We start from the raw sequence: 19,148 nt of genomic DNA on the forward strand, positions 1-19,148 counted from the left end.
AACCTCGGATGGGCGGGCGCGCGGCGCTGGGCCGCGGCGCATGAGGAGACGGGCGGGTCTACGGCACGACCCGCGCGCGGTGGTCAGCGAACCGCATCGGCGTCCCCGCCCGGCACGGCCGCGACCTTGGCTTGCGGCGCGGGCGTCACGCTGACCTTCTGGCCAGGCACGGCGGCATTGACCCCGCCGACGATGACCCGGTCGCCAGCCGACAGGCCTTCCAGGATGTGCCAGTCTGCGCCGCGCATGGTGCCGGTGCGCACCAGGCGGGTCTGCACCACGTCGCCCTCGCCCACCAGCAGCACCTGCGGCTTGCCGTCGGTGCTGCGCGTGACGGCGCGTTGCGGCACCAGGATGGCCTGGGGGTCGACGCCCTGGCGGGTCTGCACGCGCACATACATGCCCGGCAGCAGCAGTACGTCGGGGTTGGCGAATTCGCCGCGCAACGACACCTGGCCGGTGCCGCGATCCACCGCGATGTCCGAGAACAGCAGGCGGCCGCTGCGGGTGCGGTCGGCGCCATCGATGCTGATGGAAATATCGGCGCCCTCTTCCTGGCCCAGTTCGCCCGTCTGCATGGCTTCGCGCATGCGCAGCATGTCGGCCACCGGCTGGGTGAAGTCGACGTAGATCGGGTCCAGTTGCTGGATCTTGGCCATGACGGTGGCTTCGTTCTGGCCGACCAGCGCGCCCTCGGTGACCTGGGCGCGGCCGATGCGGCCGGAAATCGGCGCCTTGACCGTGGCGTAGTCCAGGTTCAGCTGCGCGGTCTCGACGTCGGCCTGGGCCGAACGGCGCGCGGCCTGGGCGCTCTTGACCGCCGCGCTGGCAGTGTCGAAGTCCTGCTGGCTGACGGCTTCGATCTTGACCAGCGGGGTGTAGCGGCGCAGCACCGCCTGGGCATCGGACAGGGCCGCATCGGCCTTGGCCAATTCGCCCTGGGCGCGCGACAGCGCCGCCTTGAACGGCGCCGGGTCGATGCGGAACAACACGTCGCCTGCCTTGACGTCGGCGCCTTCCTCGAAATTGCGGCTGAGCACGATGCCGGCGACGCGGGCCCGCACTTCGGCCACCCGCATGGGTTCGACCCGGCCGGGCAGCGAGCTGGCCAGGTCGTAGCGCTGCGGCTGCACCGCTACGACCTGCACCGCCCGGGGCTCGGCCTGACCCGCGGCCATTTCGTCGCCGCCGCAGCCGGCCAGCACGGCCGCCAGTACCGCCACTACGGGCCAGCGCCATGGTTGATGCTTGATCACTTTTACCTCCCGCCCGCGGCGTCTTGAACTGAATAAGGTCTGAATGCTACCTTAGAGATTAATTTGAATCAATAATGATTCATTTAATTCTATGTAGCCTCTTTTAAGACCTTAACAAGTCTTTACTTGCCAATTTGACGTAAGTTTGCGCAAATTGAATCAGTCATGATCCAATACCGTCCCAAGAACGGAACAATGAGGGAGAGAGAAACCATGTCCGACGATGCCGGCCACGAACGGCTGCTGATTGCGCTGTCCCTGGCGATGGTCGACCAGCCGCGCGCCACGCTGCAGGAATTGGCCCGCGCGGTGGGCGTCAGCAAGGCCACGCTGTACCGTTTCTGTCAGACGCGCGAGCAGTTGGTGACGCGCCTGATGACGCACGGGGCCCAGGTGATGAAGCAGGCGCTGATCAATTCACGGCTGGATAGCGCCGCGCCGCGCGAGGCCGTGCGCAACCTGATCGAACAGCATCTGGCGCACAAGGAACTGGCGATCTTCCTGATGTATCACTGGAAGCCGGACACGGAATTGCAGCCCGACGTCATGGACAGCTGGTCGGGCTACCAGGAAACGCTGGACGCGTTTTTCCTGCGGGGCCAGCGCGAAGGCGTGTTCCGCGTGGACATCACGGCGGCCGCGCTGACCGAGCTGCTGATCACGGTGATCACCAGCATGATCGATGCCGAACGCCGCGGCCGGATTGCCCGGCTGGGCATCGCGACCGTGGCCGAACAGATGCTGCTGTATGGGATTGCGGAGCCGGCGGCGGCGCGTTGAAAGTGCCCAGCGGGTGGGCTTTCTGGACGGCCCACCCTTGCGGCCCCGCCCTTGCCCTCGTCAGGCCACCGCGACGGGACGGCCGAAGAACGGGTAGTTCGGGTCGTTGTAGCCATGCGTGGACGCATGGCCCGGGGTCACCCAGGTGTCGACCAGGGCTTCGTCTTCGGGCGTGATCTTCACGTCCAGCGCAGCGTAGTAGTCGTCCATCTGCGCCAGGGTGCGCGGGCCGGCGATGACGCTGGTGATGATCGGGTTGGCCAGCACCCAGGCCGTGGCGAAGTGGCCCGGCTGCACGCCGCGCGCGGCGCTGTGCTGCACCAGCTGCTGGGCGATCTGCAGCGATTCTTCGCGGAATTCGGTGGCCAGGATGCGGCGGTCGCCCCGCCCGGCGCGGGTATCCGCCGCGGGCGCCTGGCCCGGCAGGTACTTGCCGGTGAGCACGCCGCGGGCGATGGGGCTGTACGGCACCACGCCCAGCCCGTAATGCTTGCACGCCGGCAGGATCTCGACTTCAGGGCCGCGGTTCAGCATGTTGTAGTAAGGCTGGCACACTACCGGCTGCGGCACGCCCAGTTTTTCGCACAGGCGCAGGGTTTCGGCGATACGCCAGCCGCGGAAGTTCGACAGCCCGAAGCTGCGCAGCTTGCCCGCGCGGATCAGGTCGCCCAGCGCGAACAGCGCTTCTTCCAGGTTTTCTTCGTGGTAGTCGCGGTGCAGGTACAGGATGTCCAGGAAATCGGTGCCCAGGCGCGACAGGCTCTGTTCGACGCCGCGGATCAGCCATTGGCGCGAGTAGCGCGACTGGTTCGGGGCCTTGCCCACCACGTTGCCGATCTTGCTGGCCAGCACCCAATCGTGGCGCTGCCCGGCCAGCAGCTTGCCCACCACTTCTTCGGACCGGCCTTCGTTGTAGACGTCGGCCGTGTCGATGAAATTCAGGCCGTGGTCGCGGGCGGACGCGACGATGCGGGCGGCCTCGTCGTCGGGCGTCTGCTCGCCGAACATCATGGTGCCCAGGCACAGGGGCGAAACGCGAAGATTGCTGGTTCCCAGTCGGCGGTAATTCATGGCGAATGTGTCCTTGGTTGCTTGGCAAATGCGAACACGCCCGCCGGCTGCCCGGCGAGCGGATGGGTCATGTTGCCAGAAGAATGCTGACAGGCCGCGGAAAATCCCTGCGCGCCGCAGGGATTCCGGGGCAAGGCTCGTTCAGCTGGCCGGCGCGTCGACGGCCGCCAGGATCTTGCCGAACAGCGCATCGGCATGCGCCGAATTGAGCCAGCGCACGATCACGACCATCTTGCGTTCGGGTTCGACCCAGGTGAACGAACTGCCCGCACCCACGCCGAAAAAGCTGGACGCCGGCACGCTGGGAAACACGCGCCCTTCGTGGTTCAGCCAGATCAGGTAGCCGTAGTACGGCGCGATGGCGCACGGCGTGCGCATGGCGGCCAGCCATTCGCTGGACAGAATGCGCCGGCCGTCGGCCGCGCAGCCATCGTTCAGCAGCATCTGGCCGATCAGCGCCTGGTCGCGCGCGCTGATGGACATGCCGCCGCCCCAGTGCGAGCCGCCCGGCACCGACGGCATGCGCTGGCCGTCGATCTCGACCCAGGCGTTGTCGTAGCCCACCCACTGCCAGTTTTCGCTGGCGCCCAGCGGCCGCGTGACGGCTTCGCGAAAGACCTCGGGCAACGGCTTGCGGAACAGGTGCAGCAGCGCGTACGACAGCTGGTTGATGCGCACGTCGTTGTATTCCCAGTATGTGCCGGGCGTCTGCAAGGGGCGCGCGTCGCCCTTCTTGCCATCGGGCGGCACGCCGAAGGTGACGGCGCGGTAGCGGTCGGCCTGGTCCGATACGCCGAAGCGTTCGCCTTCCCATTCGCTGGTCTGCTGCAGCAGCTGGCGCCAGGTGATGCGGGCGTTCTGGCCGTCGTCAAAGCCAATGCCCGGCACGCGCTTGCCGACGGGCTCGTCCACGTCGGGCAACAGGCCCCGGTCGTGGGCTACGCCGGCCAGAATGGCCAGGTACAGCTTGGCCACGCTGAAGGTCAGGTCGGCGCGTTCGGGTTCGCCCCATTCGGCCACGGTCTTGCCGTCCACCACCACCACGCCCGACACCGGGCCGCGATCGTGGATGGGACCCAACAGCCGGTTCCAGGGCGGCGGGTCGTTCTGGTGCACGCCGAAGACGCCGTTGACGCTGCGGTCCCAGGTGGATTCATGGTCGTTGGCGAACTGGATCGCCTGCTGCATAAGCGCGTTCATTGCATTTCCTGGTGGTTGCGTGACCGCGCCATGAACCGACGCGGCCACCGTTCAAAGGGGGGCCGGCGCCGTCAGGGCGCCTTGGCCAGAAATTCCATGGCGGCCTGCAAGCCGCCGGGCCGGTGCGGCACGCCCGCTGCGGCCAAGCCCATTTCAACGCCGGCCAGCGTGCCGCATAGCGTCAGGTCATTGAAGTGGCCCAGGTGCCCGATGCGGAAGATGCGGTCGGACAGCTGCCCCAGGCCCTGCCCCAGCGACATGTCGAAGCGGTCCAGCACGACCTTGCGAAAGGCGTCCGCGCCGTGGCCCGCCGGCATCAGCACCGCCGTCAACGCGGGGCTGTGGGCGGCCGGGTCCAGCGACAGCAGCTCCAGCCCCCAGGCCTGCACCGCCAACCGCGTGGCCTGGGCATGGCGCTGATGGCGTGCGAACACTTGCGGCAGGCCTTCGGCCTGCAGCATGGCCAGCGCCTCATGCAGGCCGTAAAGCAGATTGGTGGACGGCGTGTACGGGAAATAGCCGCGCGCATTGGCGGCCAGCATCTCGCGCCAGTCCCAGTACGAACGCGGCAGCCGCGCCGAATCGGCAGCGGCCAGCGCGCGCGGCCCGACGGCATTGAAAGCCAGGCCGGGCGGCAGCATCAGGCCCTTTTGCGAGCCGGCCACGGTGACGTCCACGCCCCATTCGTCGTGGCGGTAGTCCACCGAGCCCAGGGACGAAATCGTGTCCACCATCAACAAGGCGGGATGCCCGGCGCGGTCGATGGCGGCGCGCACCGCGGCGATGTCGCTGGTGACGCCGGTGGAGGTTTCGTTGTGCACCACGCAGACGGCCTTGATGGCGTGCTGCGCATCCAAGGCCAGCCGCGCGCCGATGGCCGCGGCATCCACCGGGCGACGCCAATCGCCCGCCAGGCAATCGACTTCCAGCCCCAGGCGGCCGGCCAGCTTGCGCCACAGGCTGGCGAAGTGGCCGGTTTCGACCATCAAGACGCGATCGCCGGGCGACAGCGTGTTGACCAGCGCGGCTTCCCACGCGCCCGTGCCGGACGACGGGAAGATGATCACCGGCGCCTCGGTCTGGAACACGGGCTTCAGTGCCGCCAGCACCGCCAGCCCCAACTGGCCGAACATCGGCCCGCGGTGGTCGATGGTGGGCTGGTCGATGGCGCGCAGCACCCGGTCGGGCACGTTGGTGGGCCCGGGAATCTGCAGGAAATGCCGGCCGGAACGAGAGGTTTCAAGGGGATGCATGCGTAGCCTTGGAGGGGATTTTTTTGTATACCAACGAAAGAGGCGCAGCGGTTCAACGGCGCAATCGGGGCAAACCCGGCTACGTCATGCGCCACTCTATCCCATTGTTTTTAAGCCTATAAGCTAGGGTATTCACCCATGATTAAAGGCTTGGGCCACGGTTTATAGTCGGAAAAAACACGGGGAATTTTTGTATACCAATGCGCAGCGATCCCAGCCTGATGCCGGACGCCCTGCCCGCAGCCCCGGCTGCCGGCGCCGTCCCTGACGGGTCGTCCACCGACCTGCCGCGCCCCACGCCGGGGGCCGGCCGCACCTTGCCCGCCACCGTGGCCGGGCAACTGCGCGAACGCATCATCCAGGGCGAATTCGCCCCGGGCGCCCGCTTGAACGAACGCGCCCTGTGCGACCGGCTGGGCGTGTCGCGCACCCCGCTGCGCGAGGCCTTCCGGGTGCTGGCCGCCGAAGGCCTGGTGCGCATCGAACCAAACCGCGGCGCGCAGGTGGTGGCGCTGGGCGTGGCCGACATCCGCGAGGCCTTCGAGGTCATCGGCGGCCTGGAAGCCATGTCGTGCCGGCTGGCCTGCGAACGCGCGACCGACGCCGAAATCGCCGAGATCCGCGCACTGACCTTCGAGATGATGGCCAGCCACGCCCGCCGCGACCTGCCCACCTATTTCCGCACCAACCGCGACATCCACGAACGCATCAGCCTGGCCGCGCACAACCACCTGCTCAAGCAGCTGTACGACGCGCAGAACGCACGCATCCAGAACCTGCGCTTCGTGTCCAACGAAAACCAGCGCAAGTGGGACCAGGCCATGCGCGAGCACATCGACATGGCCGACGCCCTGCAAGCGCGCGACGCCGACCGCCTGGCCGGCATCATGCGCGAGCATCTCCAACGCAAATGCGAGGCGGCGCTGAAAAGCGTGTCGGCCCTGCAAGTAAGCCCGTCTGATTCTTCATAAGCCTTTCCCAGGCGCGACGACAAAACCTATAAGAATCGGGGTGGCGCATCCCGGCCCAGAGACGTTAGATACGCAGTACCGCAGTGACTGATTCATGTGAACCGACGGCCCAGACGCCGCTTCGGTTCATGCAGCACCCGGCAGTATTCCGTTCCACCGTTCCGGTCCACAGGAGCCTCGCCATGGCCGACCGCCGCGTCAATTCCGTTCCGTTCCGCTTTCCGTTGCCTTTCTCTCTGTTGCGCCGGCCCTTGCCGCGCCTGCCCTTGCGTACCCTGGCCAGCCTGCTGCTGGGCGCCGCCGCGCTCACCGCCCTGCCCGCGCATGCCGGCAAGAAAGACGACACCCTGCGCATGGCCTACGACCAGGCGCCCGAAAGCGTCGACCCGTACTACAACAACGTGCGCATCGGCGTCATCATCGCCGCCAACGTCTGGGACACGCTGCTGTACCGCGACCCGGTCACCAACGAATACAAGGGGCAGCTGGCCAAGAGCTTCACCCAGGTCGATGACAAGACCATGGAATTCGAGCTGCGCGAAGGCGTCAAATTCCACAACGGTGAAGAATTCGACGCCGATTCGGTCGTGTACACGCTGAACTACGTGGCCGACCCGAAGAACAAGGCCGTCACGCAGCAGAACGTGGCCTGGATCGACAAGGTTGAAAAGCTGGGCAAGTACAAGGTGCGCCTGACCACCAAGGAACCCTTCCCCGGCGCCAAGGAATACCTGTCCACCACCGCCGCCATCCACCCGGCCAAGTACTACCAGGAAGTCGGCCCCAAGGGCATGAACGCGAAGCCCGTGGGCTCCGGGCCCTACAAGGTGGTGGACTACCAGCCCGGCAAGTCCATCACGCTGGAACGCAACACCGACTATTTCAAGGACTCGCCCAAGGCGCAGCCCAAGATCGGCAAGGTGGTCATCCGCTTCATCCCCGACCGCCAGACACAGATGGCCGAAGTCATCTCGGGCGGCGAAGACCTGATCATGAGCGTGCCGAAAGACCAGGCCGAACAGCTGGGCGGCCTGCCGCCGCTGCAGATGGTCACCGGCGACACCATGCGCATCGTCTTCATGCAGATGAACATCCAGGAAGGCACGCCGGCCCCGCAACTGAAAGACGAACGGGTGCGCCGCGCCATCATCCACGCGATCGACCGGCAGGCCATGCTCAAGAACATCGTGGGCGAAGGCGGCGGGCTGATCAACGCCATCTGCACGCCGTCGCAAGCGGGCTGCACGCAGGACGTCACCCCCACGTACAAGTACGACCCGGCCCTTTCCAAGAAGCTGCTGGCCGAGGCCGGCTACCCCAATGGCTTTGACATCGACATCGTCGCCTACCGCGAACGCAACCAGACCGAAGCCATCATCAACTACCTGCAGGCCGTGGGCATCCGCGCCAAGCTCAACTTCCTGCAATACGCCGCCATGCGCGACATGATCCGCGCCAACAAGGCCGCGCTGACCCACCAGACCTGGGCATCCAACCTGGTCAACGACGTGTCCGCGTCCACGCCGGTGTACTTCGCCTTCGGCAACGACGACGTGACCCGCGATGCGCAGGTGCGCGACCTGCTCGACAAGGGCGACCACACCATCGACAGCGCCACCCGCAACGGCCTGTACAAGCAGGCGCTGGACCTGATCGCGCAAAAGGCCTACGCCGTGCCGCTCTGGACGCTGCCGGCCTACTACGTGGCCACCAAGGACCTGAACTTCAAGCCCTATTCGGACGAGTTGATCCGGTTCTGGGACATGAGCTGGAAATAAACGGCTGACGGACTGGCGGCCGGGGCCGGCGAACAGCTCCCCAGCCGCCTCACGAGCCATGGGCCATGGGCCAGGTGGAGATTCACGCATGCTTTATTTCACGATCAGGCGGCTGGGGCTGGCGGTGCTGGTGGCACTGACGGTGTCGGTGCTGGCCTTCCTGCTGCTGCACCTGTCGGGCGATCCGGCGCTGGCGCTGGCGGGCGAAGGCGCGCGCCAGGCCGACATCGACATGATCCGCAAGACCTACGGGCTGGACCGGCCGCTGGTGGTGCAGTATGCCGACTGGCTGTGGCACATCCTGCAAGGCGACTTCGGCACGTCGGTGTATTTCAAGACCGACGCCGGGCCGCTGATCCTGTCCAAGCTCAAGACCACGTTGCTGCTGGGCCTGGGCGCGCTGGCCTTTGCGCTGGCCATCTCCATTCCGCTGGGCGTGCTGGCCGCGCTGTACAAGGGCAGCTGGATCGACCGCCTGTGCCTGGCCGTGGCGGTGCTGGGGCAGGCGCTGCCGAATTTCTTCTTCGCGCTGATCCTCATCATGCTGTTCTCGATCTCGCTGCGGCTGCTGCCGGTGTCGGGCAGCGGCAGCTGGCAGCATTTCGTCATGCCGGCCATTGCGCTGGGCTATTACGTGGCGCCGGCCTTCATGCGACTGATCCGGGCCGGCATGGTCGAAGTGCTGGGGGCCGACTACATCCGCACCGCACGGGCCAAGGGCCTGCCGGCCCGCAAGATCATCTTCAAGCACGCGCTGCGCAACGCCATCGTGCCGGTGGTGGCGCTGGCCGCGGTGCAGCTGGGCTACCTGCTGGGCGGGTCCGTGGTCATTGAAACCATCTACGCGCTGGACGGCCTGGGCTACCTGGCCTACCAGAGCATCACCTACAAGGACTACCCCGTCATGCAGCTGATCGTGCTGCTGCTGTCGGTGCTGTACGTGCTGCTGACGCTGGCCGCCGATATCGCCAACGCGTGGCTTGATCCACGCATCCGGGTGTCCTGACATGACCACCGCTACCCTTGCCCCCCAATCGCCCGAACTGACCGCGTCGGCCCTGCGCTGGCGCCGCCTGCGCCGCAACAAGGCGCTGCTGGCCGGCGGCGGCATCCTGCTGATCATCACGCTGATCGCGCTGTTCGCGCCCTGGATCTCGCCGCACGACCCCTACTACCAGGACCTGGCCTACCGCACCGCCCCGCCTGTCTGGTACGCCAAGGGCACCTGGCTGCATCCGCTGGGCACCGACCAGCTGGGCCGCGATTACCTGTCGCGCCTGTTCTACGGGGCCCGCATCTCGCTGTTGATCGGCCTGTCGGTGGCGCTGATTTCCGGCCTGATCGGCACCGCCATGGGCATGGCGGCCGGCTACTTTGGCGGCAAGGTCGACATGGCCGTGTCGTTTCTGGTGACCACCCGCCTGTCGATGCCGGTGATCCTGGTGGCGCTGGCCACCGTGGCCATCGTCGGCGGCTCGCTCTGGGTGGTGATTCTGGTGCTGGGCCTGCTCAAGTGGGACCGCTACGCCGTGGTCATGCGCAGCGCCACGCAACAGGTGCGGGCGCTGGAATACGTGTCGGCGGCGCAGGCGGCCGGCGCGTCCACCTGGCGCATCGTCTGGGGCGAAGTGCTGCCCAACGTGGTGCCGCACCTGATCGTCATCGCCACGCTCGAAGCCGCCAGCGCCATCCTGCTGGAAGCCTCGCTGTCATTCCTGGGCCTGGGCGTGCAGCCGCCGCTGCCGTCGTGGGGACTGATGATTTCCGAGGCCAAGGCCTATATGTTCTTTTCGTTCTGGCTGATCGCCATTCCCGGGTCGGCCCTGGCGCTGCTGATCTTCGCGATCAATCTGGCGGGCGACGGCCTGCACCAACTGCTGACCCCCGAAGAGAGAGCCTGACATGAGCGCCACGGACATCGTGCTGGACGTACAAGGCCTTACCGTGGACATCGCCACCCCGCGCGGCACGCTGCACGCGGTGCGCGATGTGTCGTTCCAGGTGGCGCGCGGCGAAACGCTCTGCCTGGTGGGCGAATCGGGCTGCGGCAAGTCCATGACCTCGCTCGCCATCATGGGCCTGTTGCCCAAGGCGGCCCGCCGCAGCACCCGCCGGCTGGCGGTGCTGGGCGAAGACCTGTCCGGCGCCCGGCCGCGCCGCGTCAATGCGCTGCGCGGCAACAAGATGGCCATGGTGTTCCAGGAACCCATGACCGCGCTGAACCCCGCCTACCCCATCGGCGACCAACTGACCGAACACTACATTCACCACCGCCGGGCCAGCGGCCAGCAGGCGCGCGACCGGGCGGTCGAGCTGCTGGAAAAAGTCGGTATCGCGTCCGCGGCGCAGCGCCTGGGCCAATACCCGCACCAGTTGTCCGGCGGGCTGCGCCAGCGCGTCATGATCGCCATGGCGCTGATGTGCGGCCCCGAGCTGCTGATCGCCGACGAACCCAGCACCGCGCTGGACGTCACCATCCAGGCGCAGATCCTGCGGTTGCTGGCCGACCTGCAGGCCGAACTGGGCATCGCCATGGTGCTCATCACCCACGACCTGGGCGTGGTGGCGCGCATTGCCCGGCAGGTGGCCGTGATGTACGCCGGCCAGATCGTCGAAGAAGGCCCGGTGGCCGGCCTGTTCGCCGCGCCGCGCCATCCCTACACGCAGGGCCTGTTGGGCTGTATTCCCGTGCCCGGGCGCACCGCGCCGGGCCAGCCGCTGGGCACCATTCCCGGCGTGGTGCCGTCGCTGGTGGGCGAATTGCGCGGCTGCGCCTTCATCGACCGCTGCCCCCACGCCCAGCCGCAATGCCGCGACACGGTGCCGGTGCATGGGCATGCGCCTGGGCCGCAATGGCGCTGCATCCGCACGGATGGGGGCCTGGCATGAACACGCCCTTGAATCGATCCGCCACGGAAGATCACGGTGCCTCGCTCGCTGGCGTGCTCGACGCGGCCGCGCCCGCGTCGGCAGACGCCGTGCCGCTCTTGCAAGCCCGGGCCGTCAGCCGGCAGTTTTCGATCCGCACCGGCATGTTCCGCCCGCGCACCACCTTGCAGGCCGTGAACGGCGTGGACCTGGACGTACCGCGCGGTTCGGTGCTGGGAATCGTGGGGGAATCGGGCTGCGGCAAGTCCACCCTGGCGCGTGTGTTGCTGGGGCTGATTCCACCCACCCAGGGCGCCATCCACCTGGGCGGCCAGGACATTCGCCAACTGAGCCGCCGCGCGCTGGCCCGGCGGGTGCAGCCCATTTTCCAGGACCCGTATTCGTCCTTGAACCCGCGCCGCTCGATTGCGTCCATCGTGTCGCTGCCGCTGGAAGTGCACGGCATTCCCAACCCCGGCATGCGCCGCGCCATCGAGATGCTCGAACGCGTGGGCCTGCCGCCGCGGCTGGCCCACAACACGCCCGGGCAACTGTCGGGCGGCCAGCGCCAGCGCGTGGCGATTGCCCGCGCCCTGGTCATGCACCCCGAACTGGTCATCTGCGACGAGCCGACGTCCGCGCTGGACGTATCGGTGCAGGCGCAGATCATGAACCTGCTGATGGACCTGCGGCGGGAATTCAACCTGACCTATGTGTTCATCAGCCACAACCTGGCGGTGGTGGAGCACATTGCCACGCATGTCGCGGTGATGTACCTGGGCCGCGTGGTCGAATCCGCGCCGACCGAACGCTTGTTCCACGACCCGCGCCATCCCTACACCCAGGCGCTGCTGGCCTCGGTGCTGACGCCCGAGCCGGGCCTGGGCATTCCGGATACCGGGCTGGGGCTGTCGTTTCCCGACCCGCTGCATCCGCCGCCCGGCTGTCCGTTCCACCCGCGCTGCCGCCACGCCATGCCGCAATGCCGCCAGGACCGGCCGACGCTGACGCCGCGTGACGGGGCGGTGGTGGCTTGCCATCTTTATCCGGCGGATGCGCTGCGCGCTGCGAACCATGGCGGTGCCACTGTGGCGTAGTCCGCCCCGCATCGCGGGACGCGGGTTGCGCCGATCGCGTCACCCTCCACTGCGTTCCCGCAGGAAATCAATGAACTGCCTTACCTTGGCGCTGACGTGGCGCGTGTCCGGGTACACCGCGTACACCGGCTGCGGCGGCAGGGTGTACGACGGCAAGACCCGCCGCAATTCACCGCGCGCCAGCGGTTCCTGCAACAGCCAGTCCGGCAGCGCCGCCACGCCGCAGCCCGCCAGGGCAAACGCCAGCAGCGCCGACGCGGTATCTGCCTGCGCCACGGGTTCAACCCGCAGTTCGTGTTCGCGCCCTTTGCTGTCGGCCAGCCGCCAGCGGTCACTACGCCCCGCGCGGTTGGCCAGCCACGGCAGCGCGGCCAGCGCCTGGGCCGTGCGCGGCATGCCATGGCGTGCCAGCAGGTCCGGCGCGGCCACCAGCAACAGCTTGAATTCGCCGATGCGCGCGGCGCGGTGGCGCGAGTCTTCCTGCGCCCCCACCCGGATGGCCAGGTCCAGCCGCTCTGAAATCAGGTCTGCGTGCGCGGACCCCGCCTGGTAGTGGATGCGCAGCCCCGGATGCTGCCGCGCGAATGCCGCCAGCGCGGGCGCCACGACGCGGTTGCCGTAGTCGACACTGGCCGTCACGCGCAGGCTGCCTGACAAGTCGCCCTGCCCGGCACGCGCAGTGTCGACTGCCGCATCGGCCTGGCGCAGCAGGTTGGCGCAGTCTGCGTAGAAACCTTCGCCCGCCTCGGTCATGGCCAGCCGGCGCGTGCTGCGCACCAGCAAGGCCACCCCCAGTTCGTGTTCCAGCTGCTTGATATTGAAGCTGACCACCGCCTTGGTGGTGCCCAAGGCCAATGCCGCGGCCGTGAACGAGCCGGCCTCGACCACGGCCACGAACATTGCCAGCCGGTTCAGGTTGATCATGCGTGCCCCGGTAGATTGTCAAAAATTCACGAACAGTATATCTACCGTTCAGGTCTTCTTTTCGAACAATTCAATTTCTAGAATGGCGCTCCGAAATCCACCCGCCCTGCCGCAGGCGCCCTGCCGGAGCCCCTTCTTCATGCCAGATTTTTCCGACCATTGCCGCCGAGCGGCGCACGATGCCCACGCCCTGATCGAACAGTGGATCGGCCAGACCGGCCTGCCATCCGACACCCTGCCGCGCCTGCTGGCGTATTTTTCCGACGACTTCAGCATGGTCACGACCGACGGGCAGCGGCTGCCCGACGGCGCGCTGCCTGGCCTGTTCGCGCGCCTGGCCGGCAGCCGGCCCGGGCTTTCCATCCGCATCGACGAGTTCGCGGTGCTGCATGCCAGCACAGATTCCGCGGTGTTGACCTATCGCGAATCGCACGCCTGGCACGGCGGCGCGACGGTGCGGCGGGCCACGGCCAGCTTCATCGCTGATGAAGACGGCCACCCCCGCTGGCGGCACCTGCATGAAACCTGGGTGACCACGCACGCGCCCCAATAACGCACGGGAATAAGCAAGCGGGGAATTAATCGTTGGTGCGCGCGGACCGAGCCGGTAGAGTCCGACGCCGCGTAACACTTCACGAGCATCCCCGTCCCATGCCTACCCGTCGCATCCCGTCCCGCCCCATTCGTTCCCGCCTCATTCCGTCCGGCGCCGCTCACTCCGAAACTTCCGACCGAACCCGGTCCCCCGCCCGCCGCGCCGTCCTGCTGGCCCTGACGGCTGCCCTGGCCGGCGCCGGCCTGGGCACCGCCCACGCCGAACAGCGCGTGATCCGCATCGTGGTGCCGTACGGCACCGGCGCCGTGCAGGACACCATCGCCCGCGCCATCAGCGACGAGCTGGGCCACGCATTGAACGCGTCGATCGTGGTGGAGAACCGCGCGGGCGCCGGCGGCACCGTGGGCACCGCCCAGGTGGCGCGCGCCACGCCCGACGGCAACACGCTGGTGCTGGCCGCGGCCAGCCACCATATCGCCGGCTATCTGTACAAGAACCTGAACTACGACCCCTACAAGGACTTCACCGGCGTGGCCTATCTGGGCAACACCGGCTACATCATCCTGGCGTCCGCCGCGCTGAAGGCCGCCAACACGGCCGAGTTCATCCAGGCGGTCAAGGCCAAGCCCGGCGCCTACGACTATGCGTCGGCCGGCAACGGCAGCGCCTCGCACCTGGGCATGGCGTCGTTCCTGACCGCCGCGGGCGCGCAGATGCAGCACATTCCCATGAAGTCGACGGGCGATGCCGTGACCGAACTGTTGGCCGGCCGGGTTGCTGCCGTGACGGCCGCGACCATCGGCGTGACCGGTTATCGCAATGACCCGCGCGTGGTGTTCCTGGCCTATACGGGCAAGCAACGCTCGCGCTTTGCGCCGGACCTGCCGACCGTGGCCGAAAGCGGCCTGCCGGGGTATGCCTTCGATTCGTGGCTGGGCCTGTTGGCGCCGGCCGGCATTGCGCCCGCCGAACGCGACAAGATCAACGCCGCGGTGAACAAGGTGTTGGCCGACCCGAAGGTGCAGACGCGCCTGGCGTCGCTGGGCGTCGAAGCCGAGGCCAAGTCGCCCGCGCAATTCCAGGACCTGCTCAAGGCGGATTGGGACGCGGCGGGCAAGTTGGTCACCGCGTCGGGCGCCCGGGTCGAATAGACAGCGCATCGCCGTGGCGCCCTGCGCCGCGGCGATGCCGTTGGCGTGACGGCGTCAGCGCTGCCGCACGCCTTCCAGGAACATATTGGTGATGAAGTCGGCCAGCGCTTCGCGCTGCTGTTCATCCGGCATCTGCCGGGTGAAGCGTTCGATGACGCCCATGAAGGCATGGGCCAGCCATTCGGGTGCGATGTCCTGGCGGAACAGACCGGCGCGCTGCTCGATGCGCACGTTTTCCGCGATCATCACCACCAGCTCGTCCTTCAAGGTTTCGGCCGCCTCGACCTGGAAAAAGCCGATGCGCGTCAGGTTGGGATCTTCCTGCAAGATCGCCAGCCAGTTGCAAACGCCGCGCCGTATGCGCACGTCTTGCGGCAGGCCTTGCAGGTCGTCGTCAAGCCGCGCCTGGCAGACCTCAGTGCGCAACCGCTGCGCGAACATGCCCACGAGCTCGTCGTAGGCCGCCTGCTTGCTGGCGAAGTACTGATAGAACACCGGTTGCGTCACGCCCGCGCGGGCGACGATGTCGCTGATGCGGGTATGCTGGAAGCCGCGTTCCGCGAACTCCGCCGCCGCGACTTCCAAGAGCTGCAGCCGCGTGCGTTCACCTTTGGTCAAACGCTTGTCTTGCGGTATTGAGGGGGGTAGTGCCGTCGTCATCGCGTGAAATTACTATCCTTCCAAAATTTTTGCCATACATTCCCACATACATAGAAGCTGGCAATGTTGCGATTGTTGCGTTCCATCCCTATTTGTTGCGCCGCAGCGTTGGCCTTGATGCTGTCCGGCTGCATTCCCTACCCCACCCACAAGACCTTGCAGCCCGCCGCGCGCATCACCGTGCTGGACGAAGCCTCGCAGCCCATCAGCGATGCGCGAGTGGTGTTGATCGCAGGCGCCTACCCGTACGGTTTTGACCGTTTCCGCGAGGAAGCACGCACGTCGGCCGACGGCCGCGCGCATTTCGATGCGCGCCACGAATGGCGCGTCGAAGTCCTGGCCATCCACGGATCGGAAGTCTTTTTCTGGAACTGGTGCGTCGAAAAACCGGGCTACGAAACCTACGAAACGCAGGACCGCAACGCTGATAAGTTTGACGACAATGCTGCCATTCATCTCAAGGCCGGAGAGTCGCGTTCTTGCAACAACCCGGGCGGATCGCCGTTCATGCGCGAGCTGCCCGCGCCCGGCCAACCGGGCGCCAAGGATGCCGCGCCGGCCGGTACCCCATCCCGTTAGTCCGATCGCGCAACGAACGGCAGCGCAGCGGCCGTAAAGCCCTGAAATCACTTGAAATCTCCGTAGTTCTTGACACAACTATTGCGCGCTGGCGGCGTTACAGTACGGGTATCGCCAGCTGCTGCAACAAGCGGAGCCTGGCGGATCAGGAGCAAGATCATGAAGCGGTTTACAGGTCGGATGGTCGGCGTTGCGCTGGCATTGGCCGTAGCAAGTTCCCCCGCCTTCGCGGGCGGGTATCGCGGCGGCTACCACGGTGGCGGCTATCACGGTGGCGGTTACCACCATTCCCACGGCGGCGGCGGCAGCAGCGGCTGGTGGGTCGGTGGCGCATTGGCGCTGGCGGCCACCGGGTTGATCCTGGCAGCCAATTCCGGCCCCACCTATGTGCAGACGGCGACTTACGCGCCGGGCGTGGCCTACTACAGCCCGCCCGTCTACGCCGCGCCGGTCTACGACGCCCCGCCGGTGTATGCGGCGCCCCCGGTCTATGCCGCGCCCGAACCGCAATACGCGCCGGTGCAATACTCGGCCCCCGCCCCGGTCAACAAGGCGCAGGCCAACGCATCCAACGAATGCCGCCGCTGGGCCATGAACCAAAGCGGCTACGACCCGGCCACGATCTCGCAATGGACCACGCAAGTCATGGTGGATACCTACAACCGCGCGCTGGATTCCTGCATGAACAGCCAGGGTTACCGGGCCAACTGACGCCTTGATCCGGGCCGACGGCAACGCCGGCCCGCCATCCGCATCAGGTCGACACCCGCGAATTCGCCGCGCCACGCGCAGCGTTCAACCGCGCCGGCCGCCCCAGCCGCGCCAGGCAAAGAAGATGGCCGCCACCAAGGCCAGCGCCGCAGGCAGCACCCAGACGAAACCTGAATCCGTATACACCACGCCTTCATCTGGATCGTAGTAGCGGCCCAGCTCGTTGAAGTCCCACTTCAGGTACATGGCGTACCAGAGCCAGAAGAAAAACGCTGAAAACACCGCCGACACGCCCGCCCCGACGCGCGCCAGCAAGCGCCCGCGCCCCGTGCCGGCCAACAGGCGCCAGGCCGACACCACGCCGGCCGCCACGGCCACCAGTATCAGCCAATCACCGACGTTAAATCCCATTGCCGGCCTCCGGGGAGGAACAGTCCGGGTCCCGTGGCGACGCCGGGTCGCGCCTGACCGGCGACGACGTCGGCGCACCATCGGCTTGCGCCTGCAACCGCGCCAGGCAGGCCTGGGCCTCGGCCCATTGGTGCTCGCTGAAGACGCGCACACCGGCATCAGTGAGTAACTGCGCCGTGACGCCCACGCCGGGCTGTTTGACGCCCGCGAAGCGGCCATCGTAGACATAGCCGCTGCCACAGGACGGACTGCCTTCTTTCAGCACCGCGACGCGGATGCCATGCTTGCGGGCCGCGGCCAGGGCTTCGTGGGCGCCGTTCACGAACGGCTGGGTGACGTCGTCGCCCGACACCGCCACCACGCGGGCGCGCCCGGCCAACACCGAGGCGGCAGTGGCGCCGGGTTCGATTTCGGCGGGAGGACGCGGGATCGGCATGCCGCCGGCCACTTCCGGACAGACGGACACCACTTGGCCGGCCGCCAGCCAACCAGCCAACACGGCGTGGTCGTTGGGCACCGCGCGCCCGTCGTATCGCACGGGCTTGCCCAGAAGACAGGCGCTGACAAGAACGTATTGCATGAAGAATCCGGCAAGCGATGCGCGGCCGGGCCATGGCGATCTGCCGCCGGCGGCGCATCAAGGGCTGACGCCCGTGAATGCCTGATTAGAACACCCGCCAGCGCGGGGCGGCCAGCGTCGCAAGGCCGGCTAGGCGGCGTCCAGCCACTGGCGCAGCGCCGCATCGCGCACCTGCAACACATCGAACAGGCCCAGCGCGCGCAACGCCGGCATGGCCTCGCGCATATCCCGCTCTGCGTCATCGCGCGCCTGCGGCGTGGCGGCGGGGTCGTTCCAGACCCGCGCATTGGCTAGAAAGGCGCCGACCGTGCCCTTGCGCACGGTCACGCCCTGGAAACTGCCCTCGTTCTGATCGTCGGCCAACACATCCTGTGCTTTCATGGTTTTCTCCTGTTGATAGGCACAGGGTTCACGATAAGCGCGCAGGTTCGGCAAATCTGCGGTAATTTGGTCAATCGATACCGTGTTTCTGCCATGACTCGCCCTGCCTCACCCCCCTTGATCGCCCCCGACCTGGCCGGCTCGCCCCGCGGCCCCCGCCTGCTGGCGGTGCGCCGGCACGATGCGACGCTGCGGCATACGGCCATGCATCAGCACGCGCGCGGCCAATTGTTCGGCGCCTATCGCGGCCTGCTGACGGTGTACGCCGGCAACCGGCAATGGGTGGCGCCTCCGGCGCACGCGATCTGGATTCCGCCCCACTGCCCGCACGGATTGCGTTCGCATGGCCCGTATGCGGGCTACAGCGCCTATCTGAGCCCGGCCGCCTGCGCCGGCCTGCCGGAACAGCCATGCGCGTTGCGGGCGTCGGCGTTGCTATTGGCCGCGGTAGAACGCGCCGCCAGTTGGAACGACCCGGCCGAAGACCAGGACGCCGCCCGCACCCGCATCGTCGAGCTTGTGCGCGATGAGATCCGCACCCTGCCCCACGCGGGAAACGGGCTGACGCTGCCGCGCGACCCGCGCTTGCAACGGTTGGCGCTGGCCTGGTCGGATGCGCCGGACGACACGCGTCCGCTGGCTGCCTGGGCCGCTGACATCGGCATGGCGCCGCGCACGCTGGCGCGGCGTTTCCTGGAAGAGACCGGCTTGACCCTGGGCGCGTGGCGCCAGCAGGCGCGGCTGATGCGCGCCCAGGAAATGCTGGCCGCCGGCCACAGCGTGACGGCGGCCGCACTGGAATCCGGCTATGACAACGTCAGCGCGTTCATCGCGATGTTCAAGCGTGAGTATGGGGTGACGCCAGGACGTTACGGCAACGATTGACCGAAAACGCCGGCCCCTGGGGCTGGAATGATCGAG

The 19,148-nt window shown here is 67.3% G+C and carries 21 protein-coding genes; 12 read left to right on the top strand and 9 right to left on the bottom strand.

The features are described 5' to 3' along the window. Nucleotides 1-83: 83 nt before the first annotated feature. Nucleotides 84-1,256 (bottom strand): efflux RND transporter periplasmic adaptor subunit, encoded by a 1,173-nt coding sequence (locus tag HV798_RS22750; protein WP_484456034.1) that lies wholly within the window; start codon nt 1,254-1,256, stop codon nt 84-86. Nucleotides 1,257-1,469: 213 nt separating this feature from the next. On the opposite strand from HV798_RS22750, the gene HV798_RS22755 reads away from it, so the two are divergent. Continuing rightward, nucleotides 1,470-2,036 carry a TetR/AcrR family transcriptional regulator gene (locus HV798_RS22755; protein ID WP_175216549.1) on the top strand — a complete coding sequence of 189 codons (567 nt, stop codon included), beginning with the start codon at nt 1,470-1,472 and terminating at the stop codon, nt 2,034-2,036. A 60-nt stretch (nt 2,037-2,096) separates the two neighbouring features. On the opposite strand, the gene HV798_RS22760 is transcribed toward HV798_RS22755, so the two are convergent. The 3 genes from HV798_RS22760 to HV798_RS22770 all read right to left on the bottom strand — a co-directional run bounded on the left by HV798_RS22760 (nt 2,097) and on the right by HV798_RS22770 (nt 5,560). Continuing rightward, nucleotides 2,097-3,107, bottom strand: coding sequence for an aldo/keto reductase (locus HV798_RS22760; protein WP_175216550.1), 1,011 nt, complete (start codon nt 3,105-3,107; stop codon nt 2,097-2,099). Between the two features lie 141 nt (nt 3,108-3,248). Further along, on the bottom strand, nt 3,249-4,307 hold the full coding sequence (locus HV798_RS22765) for a serine hydrolase domain-containing protein (protein ID WP_175216551.1): 1,059 nt from the start codon (nt 4,305-4,307) through the stop codon (nt 3,249-3,251). A 71-nt stretch (nt 4,308-4,378) separates the two neighbouring features. Next, the gene (locus tag HV798_RS22770) at nt 4,379-5,560 is read right to left on the bottom strand and encodes a pyridoxal-phosphate-dependent aminotransferase family protein (protein WP_175216552.1); all 1,182 of its coding nucleotides are present in this window, start codon (nt 5,558-5,560) and stop codon (nt 4,379-4,381) included. A gap of 200 nt (nt 5,561-5,760) precedes the next feature. Between HV798_RS22770 and HV798_RS22775 the strand changes: the two genes are divergently transcribed. From HV798_RS22775 to HV798_RS22800, 6 genes are all read left to right on the top strand, one after another. Next, nucleotides 5,761-6,531, top strand: coding sequence for a GntR family transcriptional regulator (locus HV798_RS22775; protein WP_175216553.1), 771 nt, complete (start codon nt 5,761-5,763; stop codon nt 6,529-6,531). Between the two features lie 182 nt (nt 6,532-6,713). Further along, the gene (locus tag HV798_RS22780) at nt 6,714-8,309 is read left to right on the top strand and encodes an ABC transporter substrate-binding protein (RefSeq protein WP_246289058.1); all 1,596 of its coding nucleotides are present in this window, start codon (nt 6,714-6,716) and stop codon (nt 8,307-8,309) included. An 88-nt stretch (nt 8,310-8,397) separates the two neighbouring features. Next, entirely contained in the window at nt 8,398-9,315 is a 918-nt protein-coding gene (locus HV798_RS22785) for an ABC transporter permease (RefSeq protein ID WP_025138347.1), read from the top strand. A gap of 1 nt (nt 9,316) precedes the next feature. Continuing rightward, nucleotides 9,317-10,210 carry an ABC transporter permease gene (locus HV798_RS22790; RefSeq protein ID WP_025138346.1) on the top strand — a complete coding sequence of 298 codons (894 nt, stop codon included), beginning with the start codon at nt 9,317-9,319 and terminating at the stop codon, nt 10,208-10,210. Between the two features lies 1 nt (nt 10,211). Then, nucleotides 10,212-11,198, top strand: coding sequence for an ABC transporter ATP-binding protein (locus tag HV798_RS22795; RefSeq protein WP_025138345.1), 987 nt, complete (start codon nt 10,212-10,214; stop codon nt 11,196-11,198). Between the two features lie 143 nt (nt 11,199-11,341). Continuing rightward, nucleotides 11,342-12,274, top strand: coding sequence for an ABC transporter ATP-binding protein (locus HV798_RS22800; protein ID WP_051593604.1), 933 nt, complete (start codon nt 11,342-11,344; stop codon nt 12,272-12,274). Between the two features lie 39 nt (nt 12,275-12,313). Here HV798_RS22800 and HV798_RS22805 read toward each other — a convergent pair whose 3' ends face one another. Next, complete coding sequence (locus HV798_RS22805) at nt 12,314-13,198, bottom strand: LysR family transcriptional regulator (protein WP_175216555.1); 885 nt, start codon at nt 13,196-13,198, stop codon at nt 12,314-12,316. 139 nt (nt 13,199-13,337) lie between these two features. Between HV798_RS22805 and HV798_RS22810 the strand changes: the two genes are divergently transcribed. Beyond that, nucleotides 13,338-13,751 (top strand): DUF4440 domain-containing protein, encoded by a 414-nt coding sequence (locus HV798_RS22810; RefSeq protein ID WP_175216556.1) that lies wholly within the window; start codon nt 13,338-13,340, stop codon nt 13,749-13,751. Between the two features lie 98 nt (nt 13,752-13,849). Next, nucleotides 13,850-14,905, top strand: coding sequence for a tripartite tricarboxylate transporter substrate-binding protein (locus HV798_RS22815; RefSeq protein WP_246289060.1), 1,056 nt, complete (start codon nt 13,850-13,852; stop codon nt 14,903-14,905). A 54-nt stretch (nt 14,906-14,959) separates the two neighbouring features. On the opposite strand, the gene HV798_RS22820 is transcribed toward HV798_RS22815, so the two are convergent. Continuing rightward, the gene (locus HV798_RS22820) at nt 14,960-15,523 is read right to left on the bottom strand and encodes a TetR/AcrR family transcriptional regulator (protein ID WP_232786553.1); all 564 of its coding nucleotides are present in this window, start codon (nt 15,521-15,523) and stop codon (nt 14,960-14,962) included. A gap of 105 nt (nt 15,524-15,628) precedes the next feature. On the opposite strand from HV798_RS22820, the gene HV798_RS22825 reads away from it, so the two are divergent. Both HV798_RS22825 and HV798_RS22830 read left to right on the top strand, forming a co-directional pair. Further along, entirely contained in the window at nt 15,629-16,144 is a 516-nt protein-coding gene (locus HV798_RS22825; RefSeq protein ID WP_175216557.1) for a carboxypeptidase regulatory-like domain-containing protein, read from the top strand. A 159-nt stretch (nt 16,145-16,303) separates the two neighbouring features. After that, on the top strand, nt 16,304-16,855 hold the full coding sequence (locus tag HV798_RS22830) for a hypothetical protein (protein ID WP_175216558.1): 552 nt from the start codon (nt 16,304-16,306) through the stop codon (nt 16,853-16,855). Between the two features lie 84 nt (nt 16,856-16,939). Here HV798_RS22830 and HV798_RS22835 read toward each other — a convergent pair whose 3' ends face one another. The 3 genes from HV798_RS22835 to HV798_RS22845 all read right to left on the bottom strand — a co-directional run bounded on the left by HV798_RS22835 (nt 16,940) and on the right by HV798_RS22845 (nt 18,227). Then, nucleotides 16,940-17,266, bottom strand: coding sequence for a hypothetical protein (locus tag HV798_RS22835; RefSeq protein WP_175216559.1), 327 nt, complete (start codon nt 17,264-17,266; stop codon nt 16,940-16,942). Beyond that, complete coding sequence (locus HV798_RS22840; protein WP_175216560.1) at nt 17,256-17,846, bottom strand: 2-thiouracil desulfurase family protein; 591 nt, start codon at nt 17,844-17,846, stop codon at nt 17,256-17,258. Before HV798_RS22840 ends, HV798_RS22835 begins: the two co-directional genes overlap by 11 nt. A 129-nt stretch (nt 17,847-17,975) precedes the next feature. After that, a complete protein-coding gene (locus tag HV798_RS22845) occupies nt 17,976-18,227 on the bottom strand; it encodes a hypothetical protein (RefSeq protein WP_175216561.1) in 252 nt (83 codons plus the stop codon). Between the two features lie 93 nt (nt 18,228-18,320). Here HV798_RS22845 and HV798_RS22850 point away from each other — a divergent pair, with 93 nt between their 5' ends. Then, nucleotides 18,321-19,112, top strand: a complete 792-nt coding sequence (locus HV798_RS22850) for an AraC family transcriptional regulator (RefSeq protein WP_175216562.1) — start codon at nt 18,321-18,323, stop codon at nt 19,110-19,112. The last annotated feature ends 36 nt before the right edge of the window (nt 19,113-19,148 follow it).

It is taken from the genome of Achromobacter deleyi, assembly GCF_902859705.1.
GTDB classification, from domain to species: domain Bacteria; phylum Pseudomonadota; class Gammaproteobacteria; order Burkholderiales; family Burkholderiaceae_B; genus Achromobacter; species Achromobacter deleyi.